14 protein-coding genes are annotated in these 17,409 nt (G+C 73.0%); 8 read left to right on the forward strand and 6 right to left on the reverse strand.

Features of this window, described 5'->3' with window-relative positions:
• Positions 1-34: 34 nt before the first annotated feature.
• Both ACF08F_RS08520 and helR read right to left on the reverse strand, forming a co-directional pair.
• Positions 35-1,999: a flavin monoamine oxidase family protein gene (locus ACF08F_RS08520; RefSeq protein WP_392297735.1), complete on the reverse strand. Its 1,965-nt coding sequence runs from the start codon at positions 1,997-1,999 to the stop codon at positions 35-37.
• Between the two features lie 212 nt (positions 2,000-2,211).
• Positions 2,212-4,404, reverse strand: a complete 2,193-nt coding sequence (gene helR, locus ACF08F_RS08525; RefSeq protein ID WP_392297736.1) for an RNA polymerase recycling motor ATPase HelR — start codon at positions 4,402-4,404, stop codon at positions 2,212-2,214.
• 309 nt (positions 4,405-4,713) lie between these two features.
• Here helR and ACF08F_RS08530 point away from each other — a divergent pair, with 309 nt between their 5' ends.
• Together ACF08F_RS08530 and ACF08F_RS08535 are read left to right on the forward strand one after the other, a co-directional pair.
• Positions 4,714-5,991: a TerD family protein gene (locus ACF08F_RS08530; protein ID WP_392297737.1), complete on the forward strand. Its 1,278-nt coding sequence runs from the start codon at positions 4,714-4,716 to the stop codon at positions 5,989-5,991.
• A 76-nt stretch (positions 5,992-6,067) separates the two neighbouring features.
• Positions 6,068-6,364 (forward strand): hypothetical protein, encoded by a 297-nt coding sequence (locus ACF08F_RS08535; RefSeq protein ID WP_392297738.1) that lies wholly within the window; start codon positions 6,068-6,070, stop codon positions 6,362-6,364.
• Between the two features lie 108 nt (positions 6,365-6,472).
• Here the strand turns inward: ACF08F_RS08535 and ACF08F_RS08540 are convergent, their stop codons facing one another.
• The 3 genes from ACF08F_RS08540 to ACF08F_RS08550 form a co-directional block, all read right to left on the reverse strand.
• Positions 6,473-7,240, reverse strand: coding sequence for a YqjF family protein (locus tag ACF08F_RS08540; RefSeq protein WP_392297739.1), 768 nt, complete (start codon positions 7,238-7,240; stop codon positions 6,473-6,475).
• The gene (locus ACF08F_RS08545; RefSeq protein WP_392297740.1) at positions 7,237-7,980 is read right to left on the reverse strand and encodes a hypothetical protein; all 744 of its coding nucleotides are present in this window, start codon (positions 7,978-7,980) and stop codon (positions 7,237-7,239) included. The genes ACF08F_RS08540 and ACF08F_RS08545 overlap by 4 nt, the downstream gene beginning before the upstream one ends.
• Positions 7,981-8,217: 237 nt before the next feature.
• Positions 8,218-8,703, reverse strand: a complete 486-nt coding sequence (locus tag ACF08F_RS08550) for a VOC family protein (protein ID WP_392297741.1) — start codon at positions 8,701-8,703, stop codon at positions 8,218-8,220.
• 236 nt (positions 8,704-8,939) lie between these two features.
• Between ACF08F_RS08550 and ACF08F_RS08555 the strand changes: the two genes are divergently transcribed.
• The 6 genes from ACF08F_RS08555 (at position 8,940) to ACF08F_RS08580 (ending at position 16,282) form a co-directional block, all read left to right on the forward strand.
• On the forward strand, positions 8,940-10,223 hold the full coding sequence (locus tag ACF08F_RS08555; RefSeq protein WP_392297742.1) for an aminotransferase class V-fold PLP-dependent enzyme: 1,284 nt from the start codon (positions 8,940-8,942) through the stop codon (positions 10,221-10,223).
• The gene (locus ACF08F_RS08560) at positions 10,208-11,551 is read left to right on the forward strand and encodes an ABC transporter substrate-binding protein (protein WP_392297743.1); all 1,344 of its coding nucleotides are present in this window, start codon (positions 10,208-10,210) and stop codon (positions 11,549-11,551) included. The genes ACF08F_RS08555 and ACF08F_RS08560 overlap by 16 nt, the downstream gene beginning before the upstream one ends.
• 2 nt (positions 11,552-11,553) lie before the next feature.
• Positions 11,554-12,534, forward strand: coding sequence for a carbohydrate ABC transporter permease (locus ACF08F_RS08565; protein ID WP_392297744.1), 981 nt, complete (start codon positions 11,554-11,556; stop codon positions 12,532-12,534).
• Positions 12,531-13,346, forward strand: a complete 816-nt coding sequence (locus ACF08F_RS08570; RefSeq protein WP_392297745.1) for a carbohydrate ABC transporter permease — start codon at positions 12,531-12,533, stop codon at positions 13,344-13,346. Before ACF08F_RS08565 ends, ACF08F_RS08570 begins: the two co-directional genes overlap by 4 nt.
• 5 nt (positions 13,347-13,351) lie before the next feature.
• Entirely contained in the window at positions 13,352-15,193 is a 1,842-nt protein-coding gene (locus ACF08F_RS08575) for a glycoside hydrolase family 36 protein (protein WP_392297746.1), read from the forward strand.
• A gap of 66 nt (positions 15,194-15,259) precedes the next feature.
• On the forward strand, positions 15,260-16,282 hold the full coding sequence (locus ACF08F_RS08580; RefSeq protein WP_392297747.1) for a LacI family DNA-binding transcriptional regulator: 1,023 nt from the start codon (positions 15,260-15,262) through the stop codon (positions 16,280-16,282).
• A 173-nt stretch (positions 16,283-16,455) separates the two neighbouring features.
• Here the strand turns inward: ACF08F_RS08580 and ACF08F_RS08585 are convergent, their stop codons facing one another.
• Positions 16,456-17,253, reverse strand: coding sequence for an amidohydrolase family protein (locus ACF08F_RS08585; RefSeq protein WP_392297748.1), 798 nt, complete (start codon positions 17,251-17,253; stop codon positions 16,456-16,458).
• Between the last annotated feature and the right edge of the window lie 156 nt (positions 17,254-17,409).

Below are 17,409 nucleotides of genomic sequence, written 5' to 3' on the forward strand. Positions count from 1 at the left end.
CCCGGTACAGGGCCGGTGACCCTCGCCCCCGCCGTCAGCCCGTGTGGACCTTCAGTGCCGTACGGACCGCGGACTCCAGGGCGCCCTCGATCCACGCGGGCTTGATCGACGTGTGGCACCCCGCGAAGTGGAGCGGCCCCTCGGAGGTGGGGACGTCCGGGAACAGCTCGGTGTGCTGCCCCGGGAAGAGCACCGAGGCCTCCCCGTACGCGTAGGGATCACGCATCCACGACTGGGTCCTGCACCTGTTGGTGAAGAAGACCTCACAGCGTCGGCCGAAGACGGCCTGCACACCGGCGAGCGCCCGCAGGTACCGCTCCTCGTCGGCGAACGCGTCCCACTTCAGGGCGTCGTCGGCCCAGCTGTAGGAGGCCAGCATGATGCCGCCGGCGCTGCCCTCCACGGGGGTCGCGTGCTCGAAGTACATGAAGCGGTTGGCGTTGTCGCCGACCGCCCCGCCGCCCCGAACGTGCGCGGCCTCCGGGTCCCGGCCGGCGCCGGGCCGGAAGACGGAGAAGTACTCCTTGAGACCGTCCGGGACCGTCACCCCCAGGTCCTTCACGGACCGGTGCGCGCCGAGGTACTCGGCGTGCCCGACCCGGCCCGCCCGGTACCGCTCGTACAGCCCGTCCTCGACGGAGTCCAGCGCCTCCTTCCACTCCGCCTCGGTGAACTCCCACCAGCGCCGGGAGAACTCCAGCAGCACCTTGGTCGCCGCGTCGTAGTGCAGCTCCGTGACCGCCCGGCGCTTGCCGTAGGACAGCGGGGGGTCGAACGTCACGTGCCGCAGCCCGGAGAAGGGGACGGTGACGATCGCCTCGTCGCCCTCGAAGACCTCCGTGACCCCTGCCTCGCCGGTCGGGACGGACTCGGAGACGGTGTGCACCCTGACCTTGCCGCCGCGCCGCTCGATGCGTACGGCGCGCCGGTCGAGCCGCACCTGTCCCTTCACCGGCTCGTACAGCGCGTCGGCGAGGATCGCGGTGCCGCCCTTGAGCTCCCAGAACCTCGTCCGGGGGTCGATCAGCGCCGCGGAAAGGAAGCTGTGCATGAAGGAGAGGTGCAGCCGCGAGGTGAGGTTCTGGATCGTGCCGACGAGGTCGACGGTGCGGACGTCCAGCCCGGCGACCTCGGTGAGGTACCGGTACATGGACCAGTGGCCGTACCGCCGCAGGATCTCGGCCCAGCCCTCGACGAGGGCCGTCCCCTCCTTGTCGCGGACGAGCCGGCGCGCGGGTTCGAGGGCGTCCGCGAGGATCGCGGCGGCGGTCCTCGTGCGGTGGTCGCCGGTGACGCCGAAGGTGTCGTTGATCCGCGTGGGGTCCTTCTCGTAGTCGGCCCGGCGCTCATGGACGCCGTTGACGTGGATCCAGGTGCGGTCGGCCTTCTCCGAAGGGTTCCCGACCTCCACGTCCACCAGGTGGAACTCCTGGCGCGGGAGGGCGCACTTCTCGATCAGCGCCATGAGGAGCGGGTGGCTCTCGGGCAGCCGCATCGCGCCGGCCTCGGCGTACTGGAGGGGGTCGGCGAAGGGCTGCGCCCCGTTCTCGTGGCCGCCCTTGCGGAAGGTCTTGATGCGGCCGCCGACGCGGTTGCCGTTGGCCTCGATCACCACGACGTCGTGGCCGGCCCGCTTGAGCAGGTCGGCGGCGAGGAGCCCGGCCGGTCCGGCGCCGACGACCAGGACCCGCTTCGTGGCCTTCGCCGGGCGGGCGGGCAGGCCGTTCTCGACGATCCTCAGATAGCGCGGGACGAGCGGCTCGTCGTGCCCGTCGTAGACGGCGATGGCGCGGGCGACGGTGGCGTACGCCCGCGGGTCGGTGCCGGGCGGCGCGGCGGCGGGCGCCGTGACGGGCGCGGTGGCCGGGCTCCACGCGGTCGCGGGCGCGGCGGTCGCGGCGGCCAGCCCGGCGGCGAGCACCGAGGCACCGGTCGCCGTGACGACGGAGCGCCGTGAGGGAGAGCCGAGGTCCTGAGCGGGGGTGTCATGTGTATTCATCGCGCACACACTCGACGCACGGGCGTGCCAGGGCCAGCACCTTCACACGGACGGGAAGGTAAACCACTCGTCCTGCTATATGACGAGCTCCTGCGGGGGAATTGCCTGGTCAACACCCCGATCGGCCGCCCGCCGTCCGGGTGGGCGGCGGCGGTGCGGGCTGACGGCGGGCGGGCGGCACCAGAGTGCCGCCCGCCCCTTTCAGGCACCCGTCAGGAGCTCGTGAGGACGACCAGCTGCCGGGTCGCCCGGGTCATGGCGACGTACCGGTCGACCGCTCCCTCGATGCCCTCGCCGTACGTCTCCGGGTCGACCAGCACGACCAGGTCGAACTCCAGCCCCTTCGACAGCTGCGGCGTCAGCGACCGCACGCGGGCCGTCGCGGGGAACGAGGGGTCGCCGATGACGCAGGCGATCCCGTCGGGGTTCTCCGCGAGCCAGGTGCCGAGGACCGTGTCGAGCTCCGCGACGGAGCCGTGGACGACGGGGATGCCGCTGCTGCGGATCGAGCTCGGCACGTTGGCGTCGGGGAGGGCGGCCCGGATCACCGGCTCCGCCTCCGCCATGACCTCCTCGGGCGTCCGGTAGTTGACGCCGAGCGAGGCCACCTCGATCCGGTCGAGCCCGACCCGCTCCAGCCGCTCCCGCCATGACTCGGTGAAGCCGTGCCGGGCCTGCGCGCGGTCACCGACGACGGTGAAGCTCCGCGACGGGCAGCGCAGCAGCAGCATCTGCCACTCCGCGTCGGTCAGTTCCTGCGCCTCGTCCACCACGACGTGCGCGAACGGGCCGGCCAGCGGGTCCACGTCGGCGCCCGGCAGCGCGGACTCGTCGATCAGGCTGTCCTGGAGGTCCCGGCCGCGCAGCATGGTCACCGCGCCCTCGCCGTCGGCATCGGCCTCGACGATGTCGCTGATGACGCCCGCCATGCGCGCGCGCTCGGCGGCGACGCCGGCGTCGTGCCGCCGCTTGCGCAGCGAGGCCTTCGGGTCGCCGAGCCGCTGCCGTGCCGCGTCCAGGAGCGGCAGGTCGGAGACCGTCCAGGCGTGCGGGTCCTCGCGCCGCAGCGTCCGGACCTCGTCGCGGTCGAGCCAGGGGGCGCACATCCGCAGATAGGCGGGGACCGTCCACAGGTCACCGACGACGTCGGCCGCTTCGAGGATCGGCCAGGCCTGATGGAGCGCGCCGACCAGCTCCCTGTCGTGCCGGAGCGCCCCGCGGAACTGCTCGGGCGACACGGAGTCCCCGTCCCCGTCCTCGGATCCGTCCCCCTCCCCGTATCCGGCCGCGTCGAACTTGTCCCACAGGATCGTGGCCAGTTCCTCCCAGACGAGGTCGCGTGCCTCGTTGTGCGGGGTGCTCGGCCCCGGCGCCTCGAACGCCTCGACCCACTCCTCCGCGCTCAGCCGGATGTCGGCCCAGGGCGTGCTGACCGTCATGGCCTCCGTGGGCGGGTCCTCGTAGAACCGGACGGCCTTCTCGATCGCCTTCACCATGCCGGCGGACGACTTCAGGCGGGCGACCTCCGGGTCGGCCTCGACCGGTGCCGACGCCCCTTCGGGCACGAGGTCCCGCAGGGTGCAGGTCCGCACGCCCTCCTCGCCGAGGCTCGGGAGGACGTCGGCGACGTAGGCGAGGTACGGATCGTGGGGGCCGACGAAGAGCACGCCGCCCCGACGGTGGCCGAGACGGGGGTCGGAGTAGAGGAGGTAGGCGGAGCGGTGGAGCGCCACGACGGTCTTGCCGGTGCCGGGGCCGCCGTCGACGACGAGGGCGCCGCGGGACCCCGCGCGGATGACGGCGTCCTGGTCGGCCTGGATCGTGCCGAGGACGTCACGCATCCGGGCCGAGCGGTTGTTGCCGAGGCTCGCGATGAACGCCGACTGGTCGTCGAGCGCGGCGTGCCCGGCGAAGGCGTCCCGGGTGAACACCTCGTCCCAGTAGTCGCTGATCCGGCCGGCGGTCCAGCGGTACCGGCGGCGGCTCGCGAGACCCATGGGGTTGCCGTGGGTCGCGCCGAAGAAGGGCTCGGCCGCGGGGGAGCGCCAGTCGACGAGCAGCCGGCGCCCCGAGCTGTCGGTGAGGCCGAGCCGCCCGACGTACAGAGGCTCGGAGCCGTCCGCGGGAACCATGTGCCCGAGACAGAGGTCCAGGCCGAAGCGGCGCAGCGCGCGCAGGCGGGCGGTCAGCCGGTGGACCTCGATGTCCCGCTCCATCGCCTCACGGCCGACGCCGCCGGGGGCCCGGAGCTCGGCTTCGAGACGCTCGGACAGTTCGGCGATCACCTGGTCGAGGCTCTCCGCGACGGCCGCGAAGTGCTTCTCGTCGCCGGCGATCAGGGCCGGGTCGGCCTTGGCGGAGAGACGGTCGGGCAGGTCGAACGCGCGGGTGGTGAGGGTGGTCATGTCGTCAGATCCGTTCCGAGGCGGCAACGATCTCCCGTTTCTGCAGGTCTGGGGCTTGGATGAGAGATTCTGCGGTACGACCGGGGCCTTGCCGCAAGCCCCCCTGTGTGCTATAAGTTGTAAGTGGCGAGGAGTGTGTACGTCCTCCGGCCGCCCCCACTTCTCCCTCCTCCCCACCCTTCTCGGTCGGCGCCTGACCTCCGCCCCGCCGATGAGGGGTCTTGCCCGCGGGACGGTCCGGATGGAGGATCGCACCGTGATCGACAAGGGTGGGGACACGAGGGGAAGGGCCGTCGCGCCGTGGGGTCGATGATCAAGGGAGACAACAGCTTCGTACCGTCCGTCGCGCTGCGGATCGCCGTGCGGGGCGGGGTGGACGCCATGGCGCTGCTGCTCACGGACGGCGGGGCGGTCGGAGGCGACGGAGACGTCGTCTTCCACGGAGCTCCGACGCATCCGTCCGGAATCGTCCGGCTGACGGACGTGGGCGACGGAACGGCGTGGCTGGACGCCGCCCTCCCGACGGTCGAGGAGCGGATCACCCGCCTCCTGGTGGTCGGCTCGACGGACGACGGCAGAACGATGCGGGACGTCGCGGGCCTGTCGGTGGAGGCGTTCGCCCCTGACGGCACGTCGGTCGCGCGGTACGACGTGACGGACGGTGGTCCGGAGACGGCGATGGTGCTGGCGGAACTGTACCGGCGGGCAGGCGGCTGGAAGTTCCGGGCGGTGGGCCAGGGATACGCGAACGGCCTCGCGGGCCTGGCCACGGACCACGGGGTCGACGTGGCGCGACCGACGGCGGCGCAGACACCACAGCCGGTGCCGGTGCGGGTACCCGCGTCGGCGCCGGTGCATGTGGCCGCGCCGCAGCCGGTGCCGTTCCAGGTACCCGCGTCGCAGCCGGTGCCGTTCCAGGCACCCCCGTCGCAGCCGGCGCCGGTGGCGGAGCCCGCCCCGGCCTTCGCGCCGCCGTCGGAGCCGCAGGCCTCCCCGTACGGACCCGTCTGGTCGTACGGGCCGGTCTTCCCGCCGTACGTCCAGAGCGGCCGGGACAACGACGTGATCTCCGTGGGCGGGCTCCCGCCGGGCCCGGTCGTCGTGCACCTGGAGGTGCGGGGCGACGGGTACACGGGCCTGACGGTCCTCGACTGGAAGAACAAGGAGAAGGACTACCTCGTCAACAGCACCGAGGAGGACTTCCGGGGCCGGGTGCTCACCACGGTGCCGAGCAAGGGGAACCTGCGCCTCAGGCTGGAGGCGGAGGGGCCGTGGCGGGTGGAGGTGTCGCCGCTGGCGGCGGCCTGCGTGCTCACGGAGCACGAGCAGGAGTTCCGGGGTCCCGACGTGCTGCTGCACACAGGAGGAGTGGCCGACCTCACCATCCAGTACGGCGGCGACGACAACCTGATCGTGAACGTGTACGAACTCGCCCGCCACGACGACCACACGGCCCTGCCCCGGGACGAGAACCTCGTCAACGAGATCGGCGCGCGGCGCGAGACCGTGCCGCTGCCGGAAGGGCCGCTCGTGGTGCAGTTCGAGGCGGCCGACGGCCCGTGGCGGGCGAGGCTGAGGCGGGTGTAGCGGGGGAGGGTGCCCCCGTTCGGAGGCGGGACCGGGCGCGCCCGTGTCCGTCGGCACCTCGCTCCGTTGTGAGGGTATGACCTCGACACGACGTATCTCCTCGGTCCTCGCCGTCGCCGCGGCCTTCTCGTGCCTCGGCGCGTCGGCGGCGCAGGCCGTCTCCGTCGCCACCCCGCTCGGCCCGCCGATCAACCCGGTGAGCGAGCTCGACGCGGTCGCGACGACCGGCATCCCCGAGGAGTCCCGCGCGCAGTTCCCCGGCATCGAGAGCCAGCTGGGCGGCCTCGGGCGGCTGAACGAACTGCGCCAGCTCCACCAGCTCACCGACCAGGCGGCCCCGGTCACGGGCCTGCTCCCCGAGATCTCCACCTGACCGACCCCGCCCGACCCACGAGGCGCGCGTGACGCCCCGGACCGCGCGCCTCCCCTCCGGCACCGTGCAGCAGGACAGGCACGGTGCCGGAGGGCTGTCCGGCTCCGTTCAGGGCGTGGGGAGGCCGCCGGTGCGGCGGGGCGGTGGGCCGAACTCGACCGGGACACCGGGGGAGTACAGGACGCTCACGGGCGCGCCGACCGGGTGGGGCAGGCCGGCCGCCGCCACGAGGTTCTCCTCGCAGGCGAGCAGTTCCGCCCGGTGCAGCGGCCAGCGCGGGTGCGCGTTCGGGAGGTAGAGCGGGCGTCCGAAGAAGGCGGTGTGCATGCCCCAGCGGGCCGTCAGGAAGTGTTCGAGCTCGTTGGGGGACTCCACGCGCTCCCCGACCCGCAGCACGATCCGGCTGTGCGCGCCGCGCGGCCCCGGCAGGCGCCGGCTGCTGGAGTACGTGACGGTGGCGCCGTCCTGGCGGACGGCCATCCTCGACCAGACGTACGGCAGGCGGAACAGGGCGCGGCCGAAGGCGACGGGAACGAGCCGCGACGCGTCGAGCGAACGGAACACCACACCGCGCCTGCCCTGCGCGTCCACCGAGTAGAGGCGCACGTTGGTCTCGGGGAAGCTGCCCAGGTAGGGCACGCCGGGAAGGCGGAACCATCCGACCCGGTGCATCCGGAAGGCGACGAGCCCGACGTACGTCACACCGTGCAGGGTGTCCGGCACGGTCCCGGACGGGAGCAGCGGGGCGACCACGGCGGGGTCGACGGGCCAGTGGAGGAAGGCCAGGTCGAGCCAGGACTGGGTCAGGAGGGGACTCGGTGGGGCATGGGGCGGGTCGGGCGTTACGGGTTCCGGGGCGGGCGGCGCGAGCGTCACGCCGACCAGGATCGCAGAGCCCCCGCCGCACGCGGCGGGCCCTTGCCCTTGTTCCAGGAACCGTCGAAGGAGGACTCCTGCACCTGGACGTTCCTGGCGCTCTCGGTCACGACGGCGTGGAAGCCGGTCATCCGCGTCGCGACCCGCCGGATCCGGACGTCGGCGGCCCACTTGAGGACGCTGCCGTGCTGCGCGTACTCGGGGGCGATGTTCCCGAAGTTCGCCTCGGCGTCGGCCGGGGTGACGTCGTACGCGCCCCCGCCGGGCTTCGGCATGCCGTCGAGTTCCTGGGTGAGGGCGAGGTCCTCGATGCCGACGCCCTGGACGACCTTCAGCGGCGTCACACGGCTCGGGTGGACGGTGCCGCCGATCGCGGCCGAACCGTCGGAGGTCGAGTCGACCGGCAGGTCGTACTCAAGCGGCTTGTCGAGGGTGAGGTTCTCGCCGGCGGTGTCGACGGCGGCGATCCGGAAGATCTGCTGCCGCGTATGCAGGTTCACGTACCTGGACGGGTCGTCGATCGTCTGCTGCCGGTAGAACTTCGCGGTGTTCGCGGCACCGACCCAGAGAGGTGGGCAGGCCGCGTCCGGGTGGGCCTCGGCCGCGCCGGGGAGCGGGGCGCCGCCCCGGTATCCGGGCCTGCTCCGGTCGGGCAGCCCGGGGATCGGGGCGCGGCGGTTGGTGCTGGTGAGGTCAGAGCGGAGTGGTCGGTGTCGATGAGGCCGGGGCGTCCGTGGCACAGGGCGTCCTCGGGGGGCGAATGGATAGGAGTCTTCCTGACCATTGGCCGGGAGGTCAGGGAGAGTTCGGAGGGCGCCGCGCAAGACTCCTGACGAGATCCGTATATCTGACTGGCATTCAGGTCTGTGGTCGAAGAGGGGTGCCGTCCGTGGAACGGGTCGCTTCGCCGCGCCCTGCCCGGGGGAGCGGGGCGCGGCGAAGCGACCCGACGTCTTGGGTCCGTGCGGGTGCGAGGCTCAGGCGGCGTCGGACGGCGGCTGCGTGGACCGCATGGCCTCCTGGGCCCGCTTCGCCATCTCCTCCTCGGGGACGTCCTCCACGTGCGTCGCGAGGTTCCAGCGGTGGCCGAAGGGGTCTTCGAGCTGCCCGGTGCGGTCGCCGTAGAACTCGTCCTTGACCGGCTGGAGCTCTTTCGCGCCCCGTGCGAGGGCCTTGGCGAAGACCGCGTCGACGTCCTCCACGTACAGGTGCAGGGTGACGGGAGTGCCGCCGACCACCTTGGGCGAGCGGAAGTCCAGGCCGGGGAACTCGTCCGCGAGCATGACCACCGAGTTGCCGAAGGCCAGCTCGGCGTGGCCGATGATCCCTCCGGGTGCGGGCATCCGCATGCGCTCGACCGCGCCCAGCACGGACACGTAGAAGTCGATCGCGTCCGCTGCTCCGTCGACGCAGAGGTACGGCGTGAGGCACGGGTATCCCTCGGGAACGGGCTGGACGGCCACGGGGCTCCCACCTTTCCGGTCTCCCGGACAGTGACGGTCACGGCGACCGTCGGCTCCGGCCATGGATAGCCCGAACCCGGGAGGCGCGGGCCGGCGCCGCGCGACGCCCCTCGGCGGGTTCCCCCGAAGGGCGGCGGTTCGCCGTGTCCGAACTCTTGCCGAGGAGACCTCGTCTCTCTAATGTGAACCTTCAAATTCCGGGAAGATCATGCTGATGGCATCTTGAGGAACAGATTTTGAACGATCAAATCCATCCACGGGCATCCGAGACGGCCGCCGGTCCGGCGACCGCCCCGGCCGCCGCCCGTGGTCCGCGAGCGGGCTACCTCGACCACGCCAGAGTCGGCCCGCTCTCCCCGACGGCCGCCGCCGCGTTCGCCGCCGCGACGGGCCTGGCCACCCGCGCGGACCCCGCCGACCTCGATCGGCTCTTCGCCCTCGGCGACGCCGCGCGGAGCTCCGCGGCCCGGCTCCTCGAAGCCCGTCCCCACGAGATCGCCCTCGCACCCTCCACCAGCAACGGCCTGTTCACCGTGGCCGCCGCCCTCCAGGGGCCCGGCACGGTCCTGGTGCCGCGCGCCGAGTTCCCCGCCAACGTCTACCCCTGGCTCCGCTTCGCCGGCCGCGGCGGCCCGGCCGTCCGCCTCGTCGACCCGGACGGCCGGCGCCACATCACCCCCGACCTGCTGCGCCGGAACCTCACCCCCGACGTCACCGCGCTCACGGTGAGCGCCGTCGACTCCCTCACCGGCCACGTCGCACCGCTCGCCGCGCTCAAGGAGGTCCTCGGGCCGGACCGTCTCCTCGTCGTCGACGCCATCCAGGGACTGGGGGCCGTCCCCCTCGAAGCGGACGCCGCCGACATCCTGGTCAGCGGCGGCCAGAAGTGGCTGCGGGCGGGCTGGGGCGCCGCCCTGCTGCTGATCCGCGACCGGTGCGCCGAGCGCCTGGCCCCCGGGCTCGGCGGCTGGGCCGGTGTCACGGAGCCCTTCGCGGCCCGGCATCCGGCGCCACCCCTGCCCGGGGCCGCCGCCCACCTCGCCACCAACCCGGACTTCCCGGCCGCCGCGGCCCTCGGCGCCGCCGTCGACGAGCTGCTCGCCGAGGGCGGCCCGGCCGCCACGGGCGCCCGCATCCGGGTCACCCTCGCCGAGCTGCTCGACCGGGCCCGGCAGGCGGGCGCCGAGATCCTGCTGGACGGGATCGGCCACCGGGAACGCGCCGGCATCGGCGCGTTCCGTCTCCCCGGTCACGACCCCGTGACCGTCCACCGCACTCTCGAAGCGGCCGGTGTGATCACCACGCGCCGCGACGAGTGGATCCGCCTCTCTCCGCACACGTCCACGCCGGCCGCCGCCGTGGAGCTGTTCGCCGAGGCGCTGCACACCCTCACCGCCGGCGGCACCCGTACCGGCGCGAGCCGCACCGCCGGCAGTGCCCGTATCGACCCCCTCACCGCCGGCGGCACCCCTGCCGACGGCACCCTCACCCTCCAGGAGCCGACATGTCCCACCACCTGAGCCGCAGACACCTCCTCCAGCTCGCCACCGCCTCCGCCGCCGGACTCGGTCTGACCGCCTGCGGCGGCAGTGGCAGCGGAGGGGCGGGCGGGGCCGCCGGCGGCGCCGACGGCGACAGCGGCAAGATCACCGTGTGGAGCTGGACCACCGCCGCCGAGGCCCTGCGCGGCGTCGTGCCCACCTTCGAGCGGGACAACCCCGGCATCACGGTCGACGTCCAGGACCTCGGCAACCCCGCCATCTGGGACAAGATCACCGTCGGTCTCGCCTCGGGCGGCAAGGGACTCGCCGACGTCCTCCACATCGGTGTCGACTACCTTCCCGGCTACCTGCAGAAGTTCCCCCAGGGCCTCGCCGACCTGTCCAAGCTCGGCGCGGACCGGCACAAGGACGCCTTCGTCGAGGGTCTCTGGCCGACCGTCACGGGCAAGGACGAGGCCGTCCACGCCCTGCCGTGGGAGGTGAACCCGCTCGGGCTGTTCTACCGCCACGACTACTTCGAGAAGGCCGACGTCGACCCGGCCTCCCTCACCAGCTGGGACGACCTGATCGCCGCGGGACCGAAGATCCGCGCCGCCACCGGCGCCCAGCTCCTCGGGCTCGACAAGCCCGGCACCGTCCAGGACATGGACTTCTTCCAGAACCTGATGCAGCTCCAGGGCGCCTTCTACTTCGACGCCGAGGGCCGGGTCACCCTCGCCTCCGACGAGGCGGTCCAGGCCCTCACCGTCATCAAGCGGCTCAACGACGCCGGTCTGCTCGCCGACACCGCCGGCCAGGGCACCTGGAAGCGCCTCGTCGGCCAGGGCAAGCTCGCCACCGCCCCGTACCCCGCCTGGGCCATCGAGTACCTCGCCACCAAGTTCCCGGCCCAGAGCGGCAAGTGGCGCGTCATGCAGCCGCCCGCCGCCGTCCCCGGCGGCGGCCGCAGCGCGATAGTCAACTCCACCTTCCTGACCGTCTCCGCCACCAGCAAGCGCCGCAAGGCCGCCTGGCGCTTCGTCGAGTACGCGCTGACCAAGCCGGCCGAGATCAACCGGATGTTCGCCTCGGGCGGCGTCTTCCCCGCGCTCGAAGCCGCCTACTCCGACCCGAAGTTCAGCGCGCCCCACCCTTTCTACGGCGGCCAGAAGGTCCTGAAGTCCTTCGTCGACTCGCTCAGCGCCGGAGCCGGTGCGACCAACTTCACCGGTGACTACAGCCGCGCCCTCAAGCTCGCCAGCGACGCCCAGAGCCAGGTGCTGATCAAGGGCGCCGACCCCGCCGGGGCGCTCAAGGCCGCGGCCGAGCAGCTCGCCCAGCAGACCGGCCGGCAGCAGGCGGCCTGACCATGTCCCTCGCCCCGTCCGAACGCGCGCCCGCCACCGGTGCCGCGAACCCCACCGTGACCGGCACCCCCGCCGGTCACGGCACCCCGAGGCGCTCCCGCCGCACCCACCAGGACCGGCGCCGCCTGCTGACCCGGGAATCCGTCCCGTACCTGCTGATCATGCCCGCCGTCCTGGGCTTCGCGGTCTTCAAGGCGTACCCGATCGCCGCCTCGTTCTGGATCAGCCTCACCACCGGAAACGGCGAGGAGCGGCGCTTCAGCGGGCTCGCCAACTACCGGCGCCTCCTCGACGACCCGCTGTTCTGGACGGCGCTGAAGAACACCGCGCTGATCCTCGTCGTGCAGGTGCCGCTGATGCTCGGCCTCGCCCTGCTCGTGGCGCTCGGCCTCAACTCCACCAAGGTGCGGCTGCGCCCGCTGTGGCGCCTCGGCGTCTTCGTCCCCTCGCTGACCGGGCTGGTCGCCGCCGGTGTCATGTTCTCGGTCATCCTCAACCGTGACGCGGGACTGCTGAACTGGGTGCTCTCCCTCTTCGGCGTCGACCGGGTCAACTGGCTCGGCAGCCCCGTCTGGGCCCGCGTCGGCGTCGTCCTCGTCATCACCTGGCACTACACCGGCTACAACGCGGTGATGTACCTCGCCGGCCTCCAGGGCGTCCCCAAGGAGCTGTACGAGGCCGCGATGGTCGACGGCGCCGGACCGGTCCGCCGCTTCTTCTCCATCACCCTGCCCCAGCTGCGGCCGATCCTCCTCCTCACCGTGGTCCTCTCCACCATCGGCACCCTCCAGCTCTTCGACGAGCCGTACGTCCTCACCGGCGGCGGCCCCGACAACGCCACCCTCACGGTCACCATGTACCTCTACAACAACGGCTTCAAGTACTTCGACTTCGGCTACGCCTCGGCCCTCGCCTACGCGCTCGCGCTGATCGTCTCCCTCCTCGGCATCCTCCAGGTCCGCCTGATGGGAGAGCGCCGATGAAGCTCCGCGGCACCCTCCTCACCGTGCTCCTCGCCGGCGCCTTCGGTCTCTGCGTCGGACCGTTCTACTGGCTCGCCATGGCCGCGACCCAGGACAACAAGGACGTGTTCTCCTGGCCGCCGAAACTGCTCCCCGGCGGCCACCTCATGGAGAACCTCCAGGGCCTCCAGGAGTCCATCGGCCTCACCCGCGTCCTCCTCAACACCCTCCTGGTCGCCGGCCTCCAGACGATCGGGGCGGTCGTCGTCTCCGTCCTCGCCGGCTACGCCTTCGCGAAGTTCGACTTCCGCGGCCGCAACCTGTTCTTCGTCCTGCTCCTCAGCACCCTCGTCATCCCCGACACGGTGATGCTGATCCCGGTCTTCCAGATGATGATGGACCTGGGGCTGATCGACTCGTACGAGTCCGTCGTCCTGCCCGGTCTGGTCACCCCGTTCGGCATCTTCCTGATGCGGCAGGCACTGCGCTCCATGCCCGACGAGCTCCTCGACGCCGCCCGCGTCGACGGCGCCGGCGAACTGCGGGTCCTGTGGCGGATCGTCATCCCGGTCAACCGGCCCATCATCGCGGCGCTCGCGCTGTTCGTCTTCCTCGGCGGCTGGAACCAGTTCGTCTGGCCGCTGATCGCGCTGCGCAGCCCCGAGATGTACACGCTGCCCGTCGCCACCGCCACCCTCCAGGGCCTGGCGACCACCAACTATGCGCAGGTCCTGTTGGCCGGCGCCATCGCCGCCGTCCCCGTGATGGCTCTCTTCCTCGTCCTGCAACGCCAGTTCATCTCCGGCCTGCTGGCCGGGGCCACCAAGGAGTGACCACCGTGACCACCGCTCCGCAGCCGCCCGTCCCCGCCTGGCGCCCGAACGCGGCGGCCGGCGACCCGCCCGGCACCGTCGTCCACCGGCAGGTCGTCACCGGCCTCCGCCACGCCACCGGGGACCCGCTCACCGTCCACCTCACCGGACTCGGCGGCGACGCGTTCGAGTCCACCGTCACCCCGGACGACGAGGGCGTCGTCCTGATCGAGGTCACGGCGACGGAACCCGTCACCCTCCGCGCCGAATGGCGGGTCCCCTGCGTCGGGGCCACCGCCTACTGGACCCCCGACACCAACGCCTCCCGCTGGCTGCCGCCGTCCTGGACCGCACCGCGGACCGTCTCGCTCGCCCTGGGCGCCCCCGTCGCCTCCCTCGTCGGCACCCACGACCGCGCCCTGTGCACCGCCGCGGCCGGGGAGACCGCCGCACCCGTGCGCGTCGGCGCCGGTGTCGTGGAGGAGAGCGGGGAGTTCGCGTTCACCGTGGAGCAGGAGCTCACGCCCGGCGGGCCGCCCGCCCGCCTGCGGATCGACCTCAGCGGCCGCCACTTCGCCACCACCCTGCGGGCCGTCACCGACTGGTGGGCCGAGGGGACGCACCACCCCGGTGTCCCCCGCGCGGCGCGGATGCCCGCGTACTCCACCTGGTACAGCCTCCACCAGAACGTCGACGAGGACGTCGTCGAACGCCAGGCGGCCCTCGCCGCCGGACTGGGCTGCGAGAGCATCATCGTCGACGACGGCTGGCAGACCGCCGACCGGACCCGCGGCTACGGCCACTGCGGCGACTGGGAGCCCAACACCGAGGCCTTCCCCGACCTCGCCGCCCACGTCGCCGAGGTCCACCGGACCGGCCTCGCCTACCTCCTCTGGTACGCGCTGCCGTTCATCGGCCGGCACAACGACGCCTGGGACCGCTTCAAGGGCATGATCCTGCGCGAGGAGCCGCACCTGGACGCGGCCGTGCTCGACCCCCGCCACCCCGAGGTCCGCGCCTACCTGACCGAGAAGATCGCCCGCGCCGTCGAGGAGTGGGGCATGGACGGCGTGAAGCTCGACTTCATCGACCGCTTCGCCGTCGCCGACCCGCCGCCCTCCCCCGCCGGCGCGGACCACGCCACCGTGCACGAAGGGGTACGCAGGCTCCTCGCCGACCTCGACACCCGGCTGCGCCGCACCCGGCCCGACGTGATCGTCGAGCACCGTCAGCCGTACGTCAGCCCCGGCCTCTGGCCGTACGCCACCATGGTCCGCACCGTCGACTGCCCGCTCAGTCCCGCCGAGAACCGCCAGCGGATCGTCGACTGCCGGCTCACCGCCGGGCCGCTCGCCGTGCACGCCGACATGATCATGTGGAACTCCGCCGAGACACCCGAGTCCGTGGCCGTCCACCTCGTCAACGCCCTGTTCTCGGTGCCGCAGATCTCCGTCGACCTCGCCGCCCAGAGCTCCGACCAGCTCGCCGTCCTCGGCTTCTGGCTCGACGTCTTCCGCCGCCACGCCGACGTCCTCCAGCTCGGCACCCTGGAACCCGCCCGCCCGGACCTCGGCTACCCCCAGGTCCGCGCCGGCGACGACCGCACCACCATCGTCGCCCGGTACGCGCCGCTCCCCGTCGCCCTCCCGGAACGGGACGCCGCCGGCGGCCCGGGGACCCTGCTCGTGGCCAACGCGGACGGCGACCCCGAGGTCCTGCTGACGGCGGTCCGGCCGGAACGGGCCCTCGCCCGCGTACAGGACTGCCGTGGTGAGATCCTGTCCGAGACCGTGCTCGACCTCGTCGCCGGGGTGAACCCGGTGACCGTGCCGACCGGCGGCCTGCTCACGCTGACCCGAGAGCACTGACCACCGGCGGGCTGGGGGCGGCCGCTCGCCGCCCGCAGCCCGCCGACCACCGCACACAGAGGAACGATGACCGCTCGACAGGTGACCATCGAGGACGTCGCCCGCACGGCCGGCGTCTCCCGCCAGACCGTCTCGAACGCCCTCAACGCCCCCCACCGGCTCCGCGCCACCACCCTCGCCCGGGTCACCGCCGCCATCGACGAACTCGGCTACCAGCCCGACCAGTCCGCCCGCAGCCTGCGCACCGGCACCCGCAAGGTCATCGGCTATCCCGCACCCGCCGACAACCCCGCCGACCCCAACCCCCTGATGGGCGGCTTCCTCCAGGCGCTCGTCAGCGCCGCCGACGCCGTCGGCCACCGCATCCTGCTCTTCCGCTGCGACCCCGAGCACGGCGCCGAAGCGGTCGCCAAGTCCTTCAACGGGCTGATCGCGGCCCGCCAGGTCGACGGGTTCATCCTCTCCGACGTCATCCACGACGACCCCCGCGTCGACGTCCTCGCCGAGGCCGGCTTCCCGTTCGCCGCCTTCGGCCGCACCGCCCCCGGCCGCCCGCAGAACTGGGTGGACATCGACTCCGCCGCCGCCACCGCCGCCCTCGTCGGCCGCCTCCTCGACCAGGGCCACCGCCGGATCTGCTACGTCAACTCCGCCGCCTCCCTGCCCTGGCTCGCCGACCGCCGGGCCGGTCTCCTCCAGGGCGCGGCCGCCGCGCCCGACGGGGCCTTCGAGGTCGGGGTCCCCGACGACGACCCGGCCGCGCTCACCCACGCCGTCCGGCGCCTGCTCGTCGGCCCCGACCGGCCCACGGCCCTCGTCTGCGCGACCGACTGGCTCGCCCTCACCGCCTACCAGGCCGTGCGCGCCGCCGGCCTCACGGTCGGCGCAGACGTCGCCGTCACCGGCTTCAACGACCTGCCGCTCTGCACGGTCCTGCAGCCCGGACTCACCAGCGTGCGGCTGCCGCTGTCCGGCATCGCCCACGCCCTCGTCGACCGGCTGATCACCGCCGTCGAGGACCCGGCCGCCGCCCCGACGAGCGGCCTGCTGCTCCCGGCAGAGCCGGTCGTACGCGACAGCACGCCCTAGGGCGTGTTGCGAAGGTCCCGCCTGCCCGACGGCGCCTGGCACGCACGCTCGCCGCGTTGTCGGGATCACCCCGATACATCCAGTATCGGGGCGACCCTCCGCCTTGCGATCGCACGCACCAGACGCCGTCGGGCCCGCCCTTCGGGCGGCCGGCGCTACTTTCGCAACACGCCCTAGGGGGTGTCCGCCGCGGGGAGCCGGTAGAACGCGGCGGCGTTGTCCCACAGCACCGCGTCGAGGTGCTCCTCGCCGACCGTCCGGGCGACGAGGGCGAGGTCGTCGTCGGCGAACGGGCGGCGGGCCCGGGTCGACGGCAGGTCGGTGCCCACCATGAGGGCGGTGGGATCGGTCCTCAGGACGGCCGTCATGGCCTCGGCGGGGTCCAGGTCGACCCGCCCGAACCCCGTGGCCTTGACCTTGACGCCCCGCTCGACCAGGGCCAGCAGCTGGGGGAGACCGTCGCGGTGCAGCCCCAGGTGGTCGATGCCGACGGCCGGCAGCGCGGTCAGCACGGCGGCCAGGTCAGGCAGGTCACGGGCGTCGATGTAGAGCTCCGTGTGCCAGCCGGCGACGTCGTGGACGCGGCGGGCGAGGCGGTCCAGCTGGTCGAGCGTGGCCGATCCGCCACGGCGGACGTTGAAGCGGACCGCCCGCACCCCCGCCGCGTCGAGCCCGGCGATCTCCTCGTCGGTCACGCTCGCCGGGAGCTGCGTGACCCCGACGAAGGAGGGCCCGAGCGCGGCCAGGGCGGCGCGGAGGTACTCCTGGTCGAAGCCCTGGAAGGAACCGGAGACGACCGCGCCGCCGAGGACGCCGAGCCCGGAGACCCGCTCGCGGTACTGCCCGACGGTGAAGGCCGGCGGCAGGTAGCCCTCGTTCGGGATCAGGGGGAAGCGCGGGTCGACGATGTGGAGATGGGCGTCGAAGACGCGGCGCCCCGGGCCGGCGGCCCGTTCGTGGATCGGTGGCATGCGGTGCTCCGTCCTCGCCTCGTACCTGTCTCCTAGGGCGTGTTGCGAAAGTAGCGCCGGTCGCCCGAAGGGCGGGCCCGACGGCGTCTGGTGCGTGCGATCGCAAGGCGGAGGGTCACCCCGATACTGGATGTATCGGGGTGATCCCGACAACGC

This window comes from Streptomyces sp. NPDC015130 (assembly GCF_043080005.1).
In the GTDB taxonomy this organism is placed as follows: domain Bacteria; phylum Actinomycetota; class Actinomycetes; order Streptomycetales; family Streptomycetaceae; genus Streptomyces.